11 protein-coding genes are annotated in these 16792 nt (G+C 71.4%); 5 read left to right on the top strand and 6 right to left on the bottom strand.

Annotated elements, in window-relative coordinates; translation table 11 throughout:
• Positions 1–35 precede the first annotated feature (35 nt).
• A complete protein-coding gene (locus AB0J40_RS16245; protein ID WP_364453133.1) occupies positions 36–3731 on the bottom strand; it encodes a multifunctional oxoglutarate decarboxylase/oxoglutarate dehydrogenase thiamine pyrophosphate-binding subunit/dihydrolipoyllysine-residue succinyltransferase subunit in 3696 nt (1231 codons plus the stop codon).
• Positions 3732–3989: 258 nt separating this feature from the next.
• Between AB0J40_RS16245 and AB0J40_RS16240 the strand changes: the two genes are divergently transcribed.
• Positions 3990–4262 carry a hypothetical protein gene (locus tag AB0J40_RS16240; RefSeq protein ID WP_364453130.1) on the top strand — a complete coding sequence of 91 codons (273 nt, stop codon included), beginning with the start codon at positions 3990–3992 and terminating at the stop codon, positions 4260–4262.
• Here AB0J40_RS16240 and AB0J40_RS16235 read toward each other — a convergent pair.
• The 4 genes from AB0J40_RS16235 to AB0J40_RS16220 all read right to left on the bottom strand — a co-directional run bounded on the left by AB0J40_RS16235 (position 4259) and on the right by AB0J40_RS16220 (position 11019).
• Positions 4259–4864 (bottom strand): DUF4291 domain-containing protein, encoded by a 606-nt coding sequence (locus tag AB0J40_RS16235; RefSeq protein WP_364453681.1) that lies wholly within the window; start codon positions 4862–4864, stop codon positions 4259–4261. The two genes, AB0J40_RS16240 and AB0J40_RS16235, sit on opposite strands and share 4 nt — an antisense overlap.
• A gap of 408 nt (positions 4865–5272) precedes the next feature.
• Entirely contained in the window at positions 5273–9019 is a 3747-nt protein-coding gene (locus AB0J40_RS16230) for an ABC transporter ATP-binding protein (protein WP_364453128.1), read from the bottom strand.
• Positions 9020–9115: 96 nt separating this feature from the next.
• Entirely contained in the window at positions 9116–9997 is an 882-nt protein-coding gene (locus AB0J40_RS16225) for an ABC transporter permease subunit (protein ID WP_364453126.1), read from the bottom strand.
• Positions 9997–11019: an ABC transporter ATP-binding protein gene (locus AB0J40_RS16220; RefSeq protein WP_364453123.1), complete on the bottom strand. Its 1023-nt coding sequence runs from the start codon at positions 11017–11019 to the stop codon at positions 9997–9999. Before AB0J40_RS16220 ends, AB0J40_RS16225 begins: the two co-directional genes overlap by 1 nt.
• 345 nt (positions 11020–11364) lie before the next feature.
• Between AB0J40_RS16220 and AB0J40_RS16215 the strand changes: the two genes are divergently transcribed.
• From AB0J40_RS16215 to AB0J40_RS16205, 3 genes are read left to right on the top strand one after another with little or no spacing between them, the layout of a single operon-like run.
• On the top strand, positions 11365–12042 hold the full coding sequence (locus AB0J40_RS16215; protein ID WP_364453121.1) for a response regulator transcription factor: 678 nt from the start codon (positions 11365–11367) through the stop codon (positions 12040–12042).
• The gene (locus AB0J40_RS16210; RefSeq protein ID WP_364453119.1) at positions 12035–13387 is read left to right on the top strand and encodes an ATP-binding protein; all 1353 of its coding nucleotides are present in this window, start codon (positions 12035–12037) and stop codon (positions 13385–13387) included. Before AB0J40_RS16215 ends, AB0J40_RS16210 begins: the two co-directional genes overlap by 8 nt.
• A gap of 45 nt (positions 13388–13432) precedes the next feature.
• Positions 13433–14542 (top strand): acyltransferase, encoded by a 1110-nt coding sequence (locus tag AB0J40_RS16205; protein ID WP_364453117.1) that lies wholly within the window; start codon positions 13433–13435, stop codon positions 14540–14542.
• A gap of 1 nt (position 14543) precedes the next feature.
• Here AB0J40_RS16205 and ald read toward each other — a convergent pair whose 3' ends face one another.
• Positions 14544–15659, bottom strand: coding sequence for an alanine dehydrogenase (gene ald / locus AB0J40_RS16200; RefSeq protein WP_364453116.1), 1116 nt, complete (start codon positions 15657–15659; stop codon positions 14544–14546).
• 173 nt (positions 15660–15832) lie between these two features.
• Here ald and AB0J40_RS16195 point away from each other — a divergent pair, with 173 nt between their 5' ends.
• Positions 15833–16768 carry a zinc-binding dehydrogenase gene (locus AB0J40_RS16195; RefSeq protein ID WP_364453113.1) on the top strand — a complete coding sequence of 312 codons (936 nt, stop codon included), beginning with the start codon at positions 15833–15835 and terminating at the stop codon, positions 16766–16768.
• Positions 16769–16792 lie beyond the last annotated feature (24 nt).

The following is a 16792-nucleotide window of genomic DNA, read 5'->3' as shown; positions in this document are numbered from 1 at the left end:
CGAACCGGGAGGAGGCCTTCGTCGTGTTCAAGCGATCAGTCGAACGCCTTCGAGATCAGCGCCTTCTGCTCGACCTCGTGGACCTTCGACGAGCCGGCCGACGGGGCCGCCATCGGGCGCCGCGACACGACTTCCAGCTTCGAGAACAGCTCCGGGAACTTCCGCGGCAGGTTGAGCCCGAAGAACGGCCACGCACCCTGGTTCTCCGGCTCCTCCTGGACCCACGCGACCTGCGAAGCGTTGCTGTAGCGCTCGAGCGCCGCCACCAGCTTCTTCTTCGGCAGCGGGTAGTACTGCTCGATCCGCACGATCGCGACGTCGTCCGCCTCGCGCTTCGTCCGCTCGGCCACCAGCTCCCAGTACAGCTTCCCGGAGGTCAGCAGCACCTTGCGGATCTTCGCCGGGTCCGGCGTCGTGTCGTCGATGACGGACATGAAGCGGCTCTCGCCGGTGAAGTCCTCCACCGCCGACGTCGCGGCCTTGTTGCGCAGCATCGACTTCGGCGTGAAGACGATCAGCGGGCGCTGGATGCCGTCGAGGGCGTGCCGGCGCAGCAGGTGGAAGTAGTTCGCCGGGGTGGACGGCACCGCCACCGTCATCGAACCCTCCGCGCACAGCGAGAGGAACCGCTCGATGCGGCCGGAGGTGTGGTCCGGGCCCTGGCCCTCGTGGCCGTGCGGCAGCAGCAGGACGACGTCCGAGCGCTGGCCCCACTTGGCCTCGCCCGAGGAGATGTACTCGTCGATGACGGTCTGCGCGCCGTTGACGAAGTCACCGAACTGCGCTTCCCACATCACCAGCGACTCGGGGTTGGCCACCGAGTAGCCGTACTCAAAGCCGACGGCCGCGTACTCCGACAGCGCCGAGTCGTAGATCATCACGCGGCCCTGGCCGTCGGCCAGGTTCTGCAGCGGCGCGTACTCCTGGCCGGTCTTGCGGTCGATGAACACCGAGTGCCGCTGGGTGAACGTGCCGCGCCGGGAGTCCTGGCCGGACAGCCGGACCAGCCGGCCCTCCATCGCCAGCGACCCGAAGGCCAGCAGCTCGCCGAAGGCCCAGTCGATGTCGCCCTCGCGCGACATCTTGTGGCGGCGCTCCATGACCGGCTTGACGCGCGGGTGCGGCGTGAAGCCCTCGGGGACGTTCACGAACGCGTCGCCGATGTGCTCGATGACCTCGGTGGACACCGCGGTCGGCACCTTGGCCGGCACCTGCTGCTCCTCCTCGACCGAGGGGCTGGCCTTCGCCGGGTGCTTCTCCAGCTCGCGGACCTCGTTGAAGACGTGCTCCAGCTGGCTCGAGAAGTCGCGCAGCGCGGCCTCGGCCTCCTCGACGGAGATGTCGCCGCGGCCGATCAGCGACTCGGTGTAGGTCTTCCGGACCGAGCGCTTGGTGTCGATGATGTCGTACATCGCCGGCTGGGTCATCGACGGGTCGTCGCCCTCGTTGTGCCCGCGGCGGCGGTAGCAGATGAGGTCGATGACGACGTCCTTGTGGAACGCCTGCCGGTACTCGACGGCCAGCTTGGCCACCCAGTGCGCGGCTTCCGGGTCGTCGCCGTTCACGTGGAAGATCGGCGAGCCGATCATCTTGGCGACGTCGGTGGCGTACTGGCTCGAGCGCGAGTGCTCCGGCGCGGTGGTGAAGCCGACCTGGTTGTTGACGATGACGTGCACGGTGCCGCCGGTGCGGTACCCGCGCAGCAGCGCCAGGTTCAGCGTCTCGGCGACGACGCCCTGGCCCGCGAAGGCCGCGTCGCCGTGCATCAGGACCGGCAGGACGGTGTAGCCCTCGCCGCCCTTGTCGAGGATGTCCTGCTTGGCGCGGACGATGCCCTCGAGGACCGGGTCGACCGTCTCCAGGTGGGACGGGTTCGCGGTCAGCGACACCTTCGTCTCGCCGTCGCCGAACATCCGGAAGTACTTGCCCTCGGCGCCGAGGTGGTACTTCACGTCACCGGAGCCGTGCGCCTGGCCCGGGTCGAGGTTGCCCTCGAACTCCTGGAAGATCTGGCTGATCGGCTTGCCGACGATGTTGGCCAGGACGTTGAGGCGGCCGCGGTGCGGCATGCCGATGACGACCTCGTCGAGCTCGTGCTCGGCGGCCTTGTCGAGGATGGTGTCGAGCAGCGGGATCGCCGTCTCGCCGCCTTCGAGGGAGAACCGCTTCTGGCCGACGTACTTGGTCTGCAGGAACGTCTCGAACGCCTCGGCGGCATTGAGCTTCGAGAGCACGTACTTCTGGACCGCGGGGTCCGGCTTCTCGTGCGGGATCTCGACGCGCTCCTGGATCCAGCGGCGCTCCTCGGGGTCGAGGATGTGGGTGTACTCGATGCCGACCGTGCGGCAGTAGGAGTTGCGCAGCACGCCCAGGATGTCGCGCAGCTTCATCCGCTCCTGGCCGGCGAAGCCGCCGACCGGGAACTCGCGGTCGAGGTCCCAGAGCGTGAGGCCGTGGGACAGGACGTCGAGGTCGGCGTGGCTGCGCTGGCGGTAGTTCAGCGGATCGGTGTCGGCCATCAGGTGGCCGCGCATCCGGAACGCGTCGATCAGCTCGATGACGCGGGCGGTCTTGTCGACCGGGCCGTCCGGGATGTCGGCGACCCAGCGGATCGGCTCGTACGGCAGGCGGAGGCTGGTGAAGACGTCGTCGTAGAAGCCGTCTTCACCGAGCAGCAGCTCGTGGATGCGCTTGAGGAACTCGCCCGACTCCGCGCCCTGGATGATGCGGTGGTCGTAGGTCGAGGTCAGCGTCATGATCTTGGAGACGCCGAGGTCGACCAGCGTCTTCTCGCTGGTGCCCTCGAAGGCGGCCGGGTACTGCATGGCGCCGACGCCGATGATGGCGCCCTGGCCGGCCTGCAGGCGGGGCACCGAGTGGTTGGTGCCGATGCCGCCGGGGTTGGTCAGCGAGATCGTGGTGCCGGAGAAGTCGTCCGCGGTGAGCTTGTTGTTGCGGGCCTTCTTGACGATCTCCTCGTACGCCTGCCAGAACTGCAGGAACGTCATGTCCTCGCAGCCCTTGATCGAGGCCACGACGAGCGTGCGGGAGCCGTCCTTGCCCTTCATGTCGATGGCGAGCCCGAAGTTGACGTGCTCCGGCGTGACCGCGAACGGCTTCCCGTCGATCAGCTGGTAGTGCCGGTTCATGTTCGGGTAGGCCTTCAGCGCCCGCACCATGGCGTAGCCGATGAGGTGCGTGAAGGAGATCTTGCCGCCGCGCGTGCGCTTGAGGTGGTTGTTGATGACGATGCGGTTGTCGGCCATCAGCTTGGCCGGGACCGCGCGCACGCTGGTCGCGGTCGGGACGCTCAGCGAGGCGTCCATGTTCTTCGCGATGGCGGCCGCGGCGCCGCGCAGCTGCTTCGACTCCGGCTCTTCCTTCTTCGCCTCGGCCTTGGGCTCGGCCTTCGCGGCCGCCGGCTTCGGGGCCGCCTTCGGCTGGGCCTTGGGGGCCGGCTTGGCGGGCGCGGCCTGCTTGGCCGCCGACTCCGCGTTCTGCACGGCCTTCGGCGACGGCTGGGCGGCCTGGCCGTTGGTGGCGGGCTTGGCGTCGGCCTGCTGCCGGGCGTTGTCCGCCTTGGCCTGCGCGTTCTGCGTCGGCTTGAAGTCCGCGAAGAAGTCGTGCCATGCGGCATCGACTGAGGAAGGGTCGGCGAGGAACTGGTCGTACATCTCTTCGACCAGCCACTCGTTGGGGCCGAACTGTGACGCAGGGCTGCTGCTGGACACGGCTGGGGCTCGCCTCTATCCGTCTCGATCTCGATCATGAATCCGCTGATGCGCCTACCAGGCTAACCCCCTCGGTGACCGCGATGTGATGGAACCGGCCTGTGTGAGGCGTGGCGCACTAGGGGATCGGTCACTGACTCGATCAAGATGTGCTAAGGGAACCTTAAGCGCTGGACCCGGTACAGGGTTCGCGGGCTCTTGTCCTCCGGTTCGTCCTTCGGTGTGAGGCCGTTCACCGCCGCGGGTTCCACTGGAGGGATGTGGCTGGTCGAATGTCCGTCGTTCTGGGACCAGGGCCTGGTGCGGCCGCTGGTGACGGAGTCCGGCACGGTCGTGCTGACGTGCGATTCGTGCTCGGCCGTGTGGCCGACGCTGGCGGACTTCGAAGAGATGGAGTGGGTCGAGCCGGACGAGCCGGACTGGCTGGTCGGAGCCGGGGTGCACGTGCGGCCGGGGACGGTCCGGTGGGCATCCCGCCCCGACGTCGAGGCGGCGGGGATGGGTTCGCTGAAGTGGCGGGCGCTGCCTTAGCCGGTGGCGTCGATGGCCTTCGCGAGGTCTTCGCTGAGTTCGTACGGCGGCTCGTGGGGGACGAGCTTGACCGCTTTGTGGAGCTGGTCGGTGGCCAGCAGGCCGGAGATGTCGCGCATCACCCGCGTGACGTCGGTGATGGCGGTGATCCACTCGTCGACGTAGCGGTCGACCGCCTCGCCGCTCAGGCCGACCTGGATGGCCCGGAAGTTCTGCGCGGTGTGGTGGAGGTCTCGCTCGGGATCCCACTGGATGCGCACGGGCCTCGTCTTGAGCTCCTGCTGCCAGGCATCCTTGGGCTGGTCGCGACGCGGGTGGCTGAGGGCCGCGTGCGCCAAGGCCCACTCGAAGCCGGCGCGGGTGATGTCGATCGCGAGGATCCGCTCCTGGCCCGGCTTCTTGCCGTAGCCGCAGCGGTAGGCCATCCACCGGAACGAGGGCTTGATCCACGTCATCCGGTCGCGCTTGAACGGCTCGACGAAGGTCTGCTTCTCGAGCGCGGCGTCCGCGATCGCGGGTGAGTAGGCCTGGTAGACCCGCAGGGTGGTCTCGGTCTGCGCGGCCCGGATCTGCCGGTCGGGCACCCGGTGCTCTTCGAACATGTCGGCCATGGTTCCAGGGTGGGATGTCCTCGGCCACGGACTTTCGGCGTTCAGCCGGGGCGGCGGCCGGGGGTGGTGTGGTGGGGGCCGCGCTGGTGGAGGTTCGGTTGGCTGGGCTGGATGGGGGTGGTGGCGGGCGCGGGTCGGGGTTTCGCGAAGGCCGGGTTGCCGGGCTCGCCGGCGCGGTTGCCGCGGGCCAGGAGGTCTTCCTCAGCCCAGGCCCAGAGGTGGGCGTAGTTGGCCGGGGATGGTGGCGGGCGCGAGTTGCCGGGCTCGCCGGCGCGGTGGCCGATGGCACGGGCGGCCGCGGTGGATTGGAGATGGCTTCCGGCACTTGCCTTCAGACTCGGCCCCCGGCCCCCGGCCCCCGGCCCTCGACCCGCGCCGGCCGCGGGCCGGCCGTCCTCCTCAGCCCAGGGCCCAGAGGCGGGCGTAGTGGCCGTTGGCCGCCAGGAGTTCCTCGTGCGTTCCCGTCTCCGCTATCCGGCCGTGGTCCAGCACCACGATGCGGTCCGCCCGTGCCGCCGTGGCCAAGCGGTGGGCCACCACGAACGTTGTTCGGCGGCGGGCCACCGTCTCCGTTGCCCGCAGCACCGCCGCCTCCGTCGAGGGGTCCAACGCCGCCGTTGCCTCGTCCAGCAGCAACACGTCCGGGTCCACCAGCTCCGCCCTCGCCAGCGCCACCAGCTGGCGCTGGCCCGCCGACAGCGAGCGGCCGCGCTCGCCCACCGGCTGCAGGAAGCCCGCCGGCAGCGCCGCCACCCCGTCGAACGCTCCCACCGCGCGGACCGCCGCCTCGACCTCCGCGTCCGAGGCCTCCGGGCGGCCGTAGCGGACGTTGTCCGCCACCGTGCCCGAGAACAGGTGCGCCTCCTGCGGCACCACGCCCATCCGGCGCCGCAGCCCGGCCAGCTCGTACTCGCGGATGTCCGTGCCGTCGATGCGGACCTCGCCGCCGGTGACGTCGTAGTAGCGCGCCACCAGCTTTACCGCCGTCGACTTGCCCGCGCCCGTCGCGCCGACCAGCGCGATCGTCTCGCCGGCCGCGACGTCCAGGGAGAACTCCGCCAGCGCCGGTGCGTCCGTTCCGGCGTAGGCGAAGTCGACCTCCTTGAACGAAACCTCGCCCCGCAGCCGCTCGGGCACCGCGACGGCGTTCTCCGCCGCCGGCACCGACGTCGGCGTCCGCAGCAGGTCGCCGATCCGGTTCAGGCCGACGCGGGCCTGCTGGTAGCCGTCGAACACCGACGACAGCTGCTGGATCGGCGAGAAGAACTGCTGCAGGTACAGCAGGAACGCCAGCAGCACGCCGGCCGACAGCGTTCCCGCCGAGACGCGGTTGGCGCCCGCGACCAGCACCGTCGTGGTCGCCAAATCGGACAGCAGCGCCACCAGCGGGAAGTACGTCGCGACGTACCGCTGCGCCCGCAGCCGCGAGCGCCGGTAGTCGTCGCTGCGCGAAGCGAACGCCTCCGCGGAACGGTCTTCGCGCGTGTACGCCTGCGCGACGCGCAGCCCGCTGACGTTCTCCTGCATGTCCGCGTTGACGACGCTGACCCGCTCGCGGGCCTCGTTGTACGCCTTCGACGCCGCCCTCCGGAAGATCACCGTGGCCACCGCCAGCACCGGCACCATGGCCAGCGCGAACAGCGCCAGCCCGGCGTCGGTGACCAGCAGCGCCGCCGTGATGCCGGCCAGCGTCAGCGCGCTGACCACCGCGGTGGCCAGGCCGGTCTGCAGGAACGTCGAGAGCGCGTCGACGTCCGTCGTCATCCGGGTCATGATCTTCCCGGACAGCTCCCGCTCGTAGTAGTCGAGCCCGAGCCGTTGCAGGTGCGCGTAGCTGCGGACGCGCAGCGCGTACAGCACCGTCTCACCGACTCGCGAGGTCAGCCGCGTCTGCGCGAACACGACCAGCCAGTCGGCCGCGATCACCAGCGCGCCGATCCCGGCGGCGAGCCACACCATCCCTTCGACGCCGGCGCGAACACCGTGGTCGACGCCGAACTGGTACAGCCCCGGCAGCGCGATCGACGCCAGCGCGTCCGCCGCCACCAGCCCGATCACCACCGCCAGGGGCCAGCGGACCGGCCGCAGCAGCCGGGCCAGCCGGAAGCCGGGGTCCGGCGCGGTGACGTCCACATCGGACAGCCGCGGCTCGTCGACCGCGGCCGGCAGCTTGCGCACGCCTTCGATCAGCTCCGGCGTCGGCGGCACGTCGAGGCCGCCGCCCCCGCCGACGAAGCCGCTGCTGTTCGGGTCGCCGCTGCGCTGCCGCGCCGCGTCGGCCAGGTCGTCGACCTCGTCGCGGTTCTCGTCCCGCGGCCACAGCGCCGGCGTGATCCCGTCCTGGCCGCAGTCGAGGCCCTCGCAGCGGTGCTTCTCCTCGACGTCGTCGCCAGGGCCCGCGACCAGCTCGCGGAACAGCGGGCAGCGCGCCATCAGCTCGGCTTCGGTGCCGACGTCGACGACGCGGCCCTCGTCCAGCACCGCGATCCGGTCGGCCAGTGCCAGCGTCGAACGCCGGTGCGCGATCAGCAGCGTCGTCCGGCTCGCGGTGACCGAGCGCAGGGTCTCGTGGATCGCCGCCTCGGTGACGGTGTCGATGGCCGACGTCGCGTCGTCGAGGATCAAGATCCGCGGGTCGGTGATCAGCGCGCGGGCCAGCCCGAGCCGCTGCCGCTGGCCGCCCGAGAGCGTCAGCCCCCGCTCGCCGACCAGCGTGTCGTAGCCCTCCGGGAGGGCGCGGATGAACTCGTCGGCTTCGGCCGCGCGGGCAGCCGCGACGATCTCCTCCTCGCTCGCGTCCGGGCGGCCGTAGGCGATGTTCTCCCGGATCGACGAGGAGAACAGGAACGCCTCTTCGAACACGACGCCGATCGCCTGCCGCAGCTGCCGCAGCGGAACGTCACGCACGTCGAGGCCGCCGACCCGCACCGCCCCCGCGTGCACGTCGTAGAACCGGGGCAGCAGCAGGGAAATCGTCGACTTCCCGGATCCCGCGGTGCCGACCAGCGCGAGGGTCTCGCCGGGGTTCGCGGTGACCGAGAGCCCGGCCAGCACCGGTTCGGTGCGCGTGTAGCCGAAGCGGACGTCGTCGAGTTCGACCCCGAGCGGGCCGGCGGGCAGCGGCCGCGCGTCGGGGGAGTCGACGACCTCCGGCTGCGCGTCGATCAGCTCGTAGACGCGCTCGGCGCCCGCGCGGGTCAGCTGGGCCTGCACGACCAGGCCGGACAGCATCCGGGCCGGCCCGATCAGCGTCGCGAGGTAGGTCGCGAAGGCGAGGAACGTGCCGAGCGTGATGGAGCCGTTCAACGCGAGGACGCCGCCGATGCCGAGCACGGCGACCTGCCCGGCGGCGGGCAGGGCCGCGGTGGTCGCCGTCGGCACCGCCGACAGCTTCGCCGCGCGAAGCCGCTCCGCGAACAGCTTCCGCGCGGTCCCTTCGAGCTTCGAGACCTCCCGCGCCTCCTGGCCGAAGCCCTTGACCACCCGGACGCCGGTGACGGTCTCCTCGACCTGCTGCGCGACGTCCGCCGCGCGCTGCTGCGCCGACCACGTCGCCGGGAAGAGGCGCTTGCGGCTGCGGGCGATGACGATGCCGACCGCGGGCGTGACGAACAGCGCGATCAGCGTCAGCACCGGCGACATCCACAGCATCGCCGCGAACGACAGCACCGCGAAGATCACCGAGCCGAACGACAGCGGGATCTGCATCAGGATGCCGACGACCAGCTGCAGGTCGGAGATCGCGCGCGAGACGACCTGGCCGGTGCGCAGCGCGTCCTGCTTGCCGCCGTCCAGCCGCGAGACCGCGTTGAAGACGCGCTGGCGCAGGTCGTGCTGGACGTCGAGGGCGAGCTTCCCACCGAAATACCGGCGCAGGAACGCGGTGCCGAACGCGACCAGCTGCAGCGCCACCAGGAAGACGGCGATCCCGGGCAGCGCCTCGGTGCGCCCCGCCACGGCGTCGTCCACCGCCGAGCGCACCAGCAGCGGGCTCGCGGCCTGCACGCCGACGCTGAACACGGCGGCCAGCAGCGACAGCACGACGATGGCGCGGTGCTCCCAGGCCGCGGCGGACAGCCGGCGGACCCAGCCGACGGTCTCAGCGGGTGGGAGCTCTTGACGGGAGCGGGGCGGAGCAGTGGTCACGTTGCAACACTAAGCGCCGCCACCGACAAAATATTTCCCGGAAAGCCGAGGAGGCCGTCTCGACGTCGTCGAGCCGGCCTCCTCGGACGGGTGAACCTACGTGATGTCGCGCTTCTGGTTGCCCAGCCAGCCCAGCCCGAAGAAGAGCATCGTCCAGGCGAAGAAGATCAACGCCGAGGCCCACCACGAGATGACGCCCGGAGCGCCCGCGGCCAGCTGCAGGCCCAGCTGCGACCAGTGGTCGACCCCGCCGGGGATGTTCAGCGTGTTGATCCCGAACGCGTCCGCCGCGATCCCGCCCACGATCCCGTTGGCGGTGCCGTTCGGCAGGATCCCGCCCAGGAGGTCGGTCTGCCCCCAGAGCGCGATGACCAGGACGTTCTCCACGATCAGGAACCACACCAGGAAGAGCACGACGGCGAGCGGCACGTTGCGCAGCACCGCGCCGAACCCGATGCCGAAGAGGGTCACCAGCGCCGAGGCCAGGATCGTCCCGCCGAGCGCGGCCAGCCACTGCCCCGCATTGGGCCACCGGCCGGAGTCGACCGACGCCATCACCGCGATCGCCGAGACGCCGAAGCTCACCAGCCCGTAGATCGCGCCCCACGCGAGGTAGGTGAGCATCTTCGCGGTCAGCGCCGAAACCCGGTTCGGCGCGGTGAGGAACGTCGTCGTGATCGTCTTGCTGCGGTATTCACCGGCCAGCGCGAACACCCCGAAGAGGCCGGGGACGAGCTGCGCGATGTTGACGCCGTGCGCGAACGCCAGCAGCCCGACCGGCAGCTTGCTCGCGTCGAGGCCGACCGCGCCGGCGACCTCGCGGGCGTCGCTCGAACCGATGAAGTCGGCGAAGTCGTTGGTGATCTTGCCCCACGCGAACGTCAGCCAGAACGCCACGAGCGCCAGCGGGATCAGCAGCACCCACCACGTCTTCAGCGAGAGCGTCTTGCGGAACTCCGCCTTGATCAGGTTGCCCATCACCGCTGCGGTCCTCCCCAGTACTGCTGCTGTTGCTGCGGCCCCGACGGCGGGTAGCCGGGCGGCGGCGGTCCCTGGTACTGCGGCTGCGGCGGGTAACCCGGCGCGCCGCCGGCGTACTGACCCTGCGTCAGCTGGAAGAACATCCGCTCCAGGTCGGCGTGGTCCTCCTGCATCCCGTAGACGGCGATCCCGGCCTTCGCGGCGATGTCCCCGATCTGCTGGACGCTCGACCCGGCGACCGCGACCCGGCCGTCCGGCGTCGGTGAAACGGCGGTGATGCCGTTCTCCTGCAACGCTTTCACGAGCGCGCCCGGGTCCGCCGGCTGCACCAGCACCCGCGACTGCTGGCTCTTGCGCAGCTGCTCCAGCGGGCCGTAGTAGCGCGTGACGCCCTGGCTGATGATGACCACCTGGTCGATCAGCTGCTCGACCTCGTTGAGCAGGTGGCTCGACACGAGCACCGTCCGGCGCTGCTCCCGCGCGTAGGACCGCAGGAAGTTCCGCAGCCAGAGGATGCCCTCCGGGTCGAGGCCGTTCGTCGGCTCGTCCAGCACCAGCACCTGCGGGTCACCCAGCAACGCCGTCGCCAGCGCCAGCCGCTGCCGCATGCCCAGTGAGAACCCGCCCGCCTTCCGGTCCGCGGCGCTGCCCAGCCCGACCAGGCCCAGCACCTCGTCCGCACGCCGGTCCGGCACGCCGATCGCCGCCGCGTACACCCGCAGGTGGTTGCGCGCCGTCCGGCTCGGGTGGAACCCCTCGTTCTCCAGCACCGAACCCACCACCCGCGCCGGATTGCCCAGCTGCGAGTGCGGACGCCCGTTGATCGTCGCCTGCCCCGCCGAAGGCGTCACCAGCCCGAGCAGCATCCGCAACGTCGTCGTCTTCCCGGCGCCGTTCGGCCCGAGGAAGCCCGTCACCGAACCCGGCTCGACCGTGAAACTGAGGTTCTGCACCGCGTTCACGGTGCCGAACTGCTTGCTCAGGTTCTGCACCACAATCCGGCCACTGCCGTCGTGCATACCGTCCCCTAACGTTCCCGCTGATGCGGCGTCATCCTGCCCTACCGGCGCGGCCCGCGCGCCCGGAACGACAGAACCCGCGCGACGCGACGTTCGTCACGTTCGGCAACCGAACCCGGTGGCTGCGCGTGCACGCGGAAGGCGCTGACCTGAGGTTTCGCCGCGGACACCCGCCGCGGGTCAGATCAACTTGGTAAAGAATTCGTGTGACTTGCCGACCCGGTGCAGCGAACTCCGCGCTAGCCCTCTAAGCTAGACATCGGCGGCCCGCTCCCAGTGACCCCCAGGCTGGTTGAGCGGGTCGCCCCTTTATGTCCCGGGCCCTCTGTGTGACATCGTTGCCCGGTGCGGATCTTGCTCGTCGAAGATGAACGTCGGCTCGCCGAGGCGCTGCGGGCCGGGCTCGGCGCCGAGGGCTATGCCGTCGATGTCGCCCACAACGGGCGGGATGCTCTCTGGCTCGCCGGGGAACACCCCTACTCCGCCATCGTTCTCGACATCATGCTGCCCGGGCTGAACGGCTACCGCGTCTGCCGTCGGCTGCGGGAGCAGGGGAACTCCACGCCCATCCTCATGCTCACCGCCAAGGACGGTGAGGACGACGAGATCGAGGCGCTCGACACCGGTGCCGACGACTTCCTGCCCAAGCCCTTCTCCTATGGCGTCCTGCTTTCGCGGCTGCGCGCGCTCATCCGGCGGGGCGGTGCCACCCGGGCGGGGGTCCTCAGGCTGGGTGATCTCGAACTCGACCAAGCCGGGCGGACCTGCCGGCGCGGTACCGCCGAGATCGCGCTCACCGGCAAGGAATTCGCGCTCCTCGCCTACCTCATGCAACGGCCGGGACAGGTCGTCACCAAGGCCGAGCTGCTCGACAACCTGTGGGACTTCGCCGCCTCCGCGACCGCCAACCTCGTCGAAGTCCACGTCAGTGCCTTACGGCGTAAGATCGACGTCCCGTTCGGCGCGGAGACCATCCGGACCGTCCGCGGTGCCGGCTACCACGTGGTGCCGGCGGGTGCCTAGCTTCTTCCGCGCCACCCGCTTCCGCGTCGCGGCGACCGCCTTCGCCGCCTCCGCCGTCGCGCTCGGTGCCGTCTCCGTCTGGTTCGTGCTCCAGGCGCAGAGCCGCCTCGAGAACGCGGCCACCCAGCTCGCCGACGCCCACGCCGACGCCGTCGTCCAGCTGCTGAACACCGGCGCCCGGCCCGCCGACCTGGCGCTGCTCGTCCGCGACTCGATCTACGAGGTCAAGGACCGGGCCGGCGCGTCGGTCGCGTCCTGTCCGGTCCTGCGTGGCGCGACGCTGGCCGCGTACGACACCGAGGTCACCCTTCGGCCGTACGAATACGACCGGTCCGCGCAGGCGTCCGTCGGCTGCGCGCCCGAGCTGCGCGGGCTGGACGACGACCTCGTCCTGCACGTCGTCCACGCCGACAGCGGCGACAGCGCGTACGACGTGTACGCCGGCGCCCAAGTCGATCCCGAGGGACAGGCGGCGGTCGACTCCGTCCGTGCCGTGCTCACGGCGGGCGTCCCCGCGGTCGCGCTGCTCATCGGCGTCATCGCGTGGCTCGCCGTGCGGCGCGCGCTGCGCCCGGTCGAAGCCATCCGCGGCGAGGTCGCCGAGATCGGCGCGCACGACCTGAGCCGCCGCGTCCCGGACCCGCGCACCGGGGACGAGATCGCGCGCCTCGCCGGGACGATGAACACCATGCTCGCCCGGCTCGACGACGCCGTCACGCGGCAGAGCCGGTTCACCTCCGACGCGTCCCACGAGCTGCGCACCCCGCTCGCGTCCCTGCGGACACAGCTCGAAGTGCTGTTGGCCCACCCCGACCGCCTGGACTGGCGCCATGCCTGCGACAACGCGCTGCTCGACGTCACGCGGCTGCAGGACCTCGTCGCCGACCTGGTGCTGCTCGGCAAGCTCGACCACGCCGGACCGGACCGCCTCGAACCCGTCGCGCTGTCCGAAGTGGTCCGGACGGTCGCGGCGGGCCGCGCGGAGATCGCGGTGCGCGGGACACCCGTGGTGCGCGGCCACCGGTCGCGGCTCGAACGGCTCCTGCGCAACCTCGTCGACAACGCGCGGCGGCACGCGGTGTCCCGGGTGACCGTCGAGCTGTCCGCTGTGGACGGCTGGGCCGTGCTCTCGGTCACCGACGACGGCCCCGGCGTCCCGGAAGCCGACCGCGAGCGCGTCTTCGACCGGTTCGTCCGCCTCGACGACGCCCGCGCCCGCGACGACGGCGGATCGGGTCTGGGCCTGGCGATCGTCGCCGACATCGCGCGCGCCCACGGCGGCACGGCCGCGCTCGACGGCGGCAGCCGGTTCGTCGTCCGGCTCCCGGAGCTGAAGACGCCTTAAGCCGGCTTCAGGCTGCGTTCAGCGTCCGGATCGGACGCTGCGCGCATGATCATCTCGTGGCGGCCCCTCGACCACGCCGGATACCGCTCCTCGTCGTGGTTCCCCGGCCTGACCGGCCTGCGCGCGCTGGCCGCGCTGGCCGTCGTGTTCTTCCACTACGGCGGCCCGGTCGTCGACCGGCTGCAGGGCTGGATCGCCGTCCAGCTGTTCTTCGTGCTGTCCGGCTTCCTCATCACCACGCTGGCGCTGCGCGAAGAGGACCGCACCGGCCGGATCTCGCTGCGCGCGTTCTACGTCCGGCGCGTCTTCCGGATCCTGCCGGTGTACTTCCTGCTGCTCGGCCTGACGGCGGTGGCGGTCACGCTCGCCGGGACGTACGCCAGCAGCAGGCTCGCCGACGCGATGCCGTACTACCTGACGTTCTGCAACGAGGTCGTCGACTTCAACACGCCCTATCCGACGTCGTGGTCGCTCGGTGTGGAGGAGAAGTTCTACCTCGGCTGGCCCGTGCTGCTGGTGCTGACGTCGTTCGCGAAGTCCGGCAAGACCGCGCTGCGGGTGCTGATCGGCGCGGGTGCGCTCGGCTTCGTCCTCGGCGTGCTGCCGCTGGCGCCCGCGCACCAGTGGGCGAGCCTGACGGTGCACTACGGCTCGCTAGTCGTCGGCTGCCTGCTCGCGCTCGCCCTGCACCACCCGCGCGGGTTCGCGGTGCTGCGGCCGCTGACCAGCCCGGCCGCGGCGGTGCTGGTCGCGCTCGGGTTCGGCGCGCTGCAGCTGTCGGTCAAGCCGCTCGGCCAGGCGCTGGGCGGGAACTGGCAGTTCGTCGTGCCGGTCTACGCCGTGGGCGCGGCGCTGCTGCTCGTGGCCGTGCTCGGCCGGGGCCCGGTGCGTCGGCTGCTGTCGAGCCGTCCGCTCGCCTTCATCGGCGACCGGTCCTACGCGCTCTACCTCACCCAGACGGGCGCGGCGGGCGTGACCGGCCTGCTCTTCCCGACCGGGCCGGCGAAGGCCGCGGCGACGTCCGCCGTCGCACTCCTGTTCGCCTGTGCCCTGCGCAAGTGGGTCGAGCTGCCTGCCATCGCGTTCGGGCGGAAGCTGGTGAAAGGGGAGCGGGCCCCTGCCGAAGAACGACAGGGGCCCGCTCGGGTGGGATAGCTCAGGCGAGCACCGTCTCCAGCGCCGTGTGCGGCAGGTCGTGGGCGACCGCGACCGGGCCGTTCGTCAGGGCGCCCGCGTGGGTGTTGAGGCCCTTCGCCAGCGCGGCGTCGGCCTGCAGCGCGGCCTTCCAGCCGTGCTCGGCCAGCTGGACCGCGTACGGCAGCGTCACGTTCGTCAGGCCGTAGGTCGACGTCCGGGGCACCGCGCCCGGCATGTTCGCGACGCAGTAGAAGACGGACTCGTGCACCGTGTAGGTCGGGTCGTCGTGCGTGGTCGGGCGCGAGTCGGCGAAGCAGCCGCCCTGGTCGATCGCGATGTCGACGAGCACGCTGCCCGGCTTCATGTGGGCCACCAGCTCGTTCGAGACCAGCTTCGGCGCCTTCGCGCCGGGGACGAGCACCGCGCCGATGACCAGGTCGGCCTGCAGCACGGACTCCTCGACCGAGAGCCGGTTCGACGTCACCGTGCGGATGCGGCCGCCGAAGTCGTTGTCGATCTGGCGGAGGCGGTCGACGTTGGTGTCCAGGATCTCGACGTCCGAGCCGAGCCCCAGCGCGACGCGGGCGGCGTTCAGGCCGGCGACCCCGCCGCCGATGACGACGACGCGGGCCGGGTGCACGCCGGGGATGCCGCCGGGCAGGACACCGCGCCCGCCGCTGGGCTTCATCAGGGAGAACGCGCCGACCTGCGGGGCCAGCCGGCCCGCGACCTCGGACATCGGGGCGAGCAGCGGGAGCGCGCCGGTCGCGGTCTGCACGGTCTCGTAGGCGATCGCGGTGGTGCCGGCGGCCAGCAGCGCGTCGGTCAGCGGGCGGTCGGCGGCGATGTGCAGGTAGGTGAACAGGACCTGGTCGGCGCGCAGCCGGGGGTACTCCTCGGCGATCGGCTCCTTGACCTTGAGGACGAGCTCGCCCTCGGCCCACGTCTCGTCGGCGGTGGCGAGGATCTTCGCGCCCGCGGCGACGTACTCCTCGTCGGTGATGGACGAACCGACGCCGGCGCCCGTCTCGACGAAGACGTCGTGCCCGCGGCCGACCAGCTCGTGCACCCCGGCCGGGGTCAGCGCGACCCGGTACTCGTGCTTCTTGATTTCACGGGGAACGGCGATACGCACGGTCGGCCTCCTGGGTCGGTCTGCGTCCGGATGCAAAGGCGGTGTTGCCACTCACGGTGAACCACCCGGACGGCGGTGTCATCGTGCTGGGCGGACATTTCTCCGCCGGTTTCGTGGTGCCCAGCGGACAAGTGCGTTGACTTCGACCGGGCTGGAGGTTGCAGCGTGGCGGCATGAGAGCTGTGTGGTTGCGGGAGTTCGGCGGGCCGGAAGTGCTGGTGCCGGGGGACGCGCCCGACCCGGTCCCCGGACCCGGTCAGGTGCTGGTCGAAGTGGCGTTCGCGAACACCACGTTCGTCGAGACGCAGTTCCGGGCGGGCGCTCCGGGGCCGTTCCGCGCGGAGCCGCCGCTGATCCCGGGCAACGGCGTCGGCGGCGTGATCAGCGCGGTCGGCGAAGGCGTGGATCCGGGCCTCGCCGGGCAGCGGGTGGTGACGTCGACCGGGGGCACGGGCGGGTACGCCCAACGCGTCGCGGTGGCCGCGTCGGCGGTGTTCGGAGTCCCGGCCGCCCTCGACCTCGACGCGGCGGTGGCACTGCTCGCGGACGGCCGCACCGCGACGGGCCTGGTGCACGCCACCAGGGTGCGCCCGGGTGATCGAGTCCTGGTCGAGGCGGCGGCGGGCGGCGTCGGCGGCCTGCTGGTCCAGCTGGCGAAGGCGGCGGGCGCGTTCGTGATCGGCGCGGCGGGCGGACCGGCGAAGGTGGCCCGCGTCCAGGGCGCGGACGCCGTCGTCGACTACTCGGCGCCGGAGTGGGCGGCCCGCGTCGGCGAGGTGGACGTCGTGTTCGACGGCGTCGGCGGGGCGATCGGCACGGCGGCGTTCGGGCTGCTGCGGCGCGGCGGCCGGATGGCGGTGTACGGCCTGGCCGGCGGCTCGTGGGCGGAAGTGTCCGAAGTGGACGCTGCGGCACGGGGAGTCACGCTGGTGCGCTCGATCGGGAGCCCGGCGCAGCTGCGGGGGTTCACGGAGTCGGCGTTGGCGGAAGCGGCGGCGGGCCGGCTGGTCCCGGTGATCGGCCAGCGCTTCCCGCTGGAGAAGGCGTCGGACGCCCACGCGGCGATCGAATCCCGCACCACGGTGGGCAAGACGCTGCTGGTCGCCTGAACGCCGGGAAGGGCACCCGCGAAA

It is taken from the genome of Amycolatopsis sp. NPDC049691, from assembly GCF_040675005.1.
Lineage (GTDB): Bacteria > Actinomycetota > Actinomycetes > Mycobacteriales > Pseudonocardiaceae > Amycolatopsis.
Note: the sequence above shows the minus strand (reverse complement) of the source record. Positions and strands in the feature narration are given on the sequence as shown.

Bases quoted from the DNA above. Each gene is read 5' to 3' on its own strand.
- AB0J40_RS16220 (WP_364453123.1), bottom strand. From the start codon at position 11,019: ATGCACGACGGCAGTGGCCGGATTGTGGTGCAGAACCTGAGCAAGCAG.
- AB0J40_RS16240 (WP_364453130.1), top strand. From the start codon at position 3,990: ATGTGGCTGGTCGAATGTCCGTCGTTCTGGGACCAGGGCCTGGTGCGG.
- AB0J40_RS16225 (WP_364453126.1), bottom strand. From the start codon at position 9,997: ATGGGCAACCTGATCAAGGCGGAGTTCCGCAAGACGCTCTCGCTGAAG.
- AB0J40_RS16195 (WP_364453113.1), top strand. From the start codon at position 15,833: ATGAGAGCTGTGTGGTTGCGGGAGTTCGGCGGGCCGGAAGTGCTGGTG.
- AB0J40_RS16205 (WP_364453117.1), top strand. From the start codon at position 13,433: ATGATCATCTCGTGGCGGCCCCTCGACCACGCCGGATACCGCTCCTCG.
- AB0J40_RS16235 (WP_364453681.1), bottom strand. From the start codon at position 4,864: ATGTTCGAAGAGCACCGGGTGCCCGACCGGCAGATCCGGGCCGCGCAG.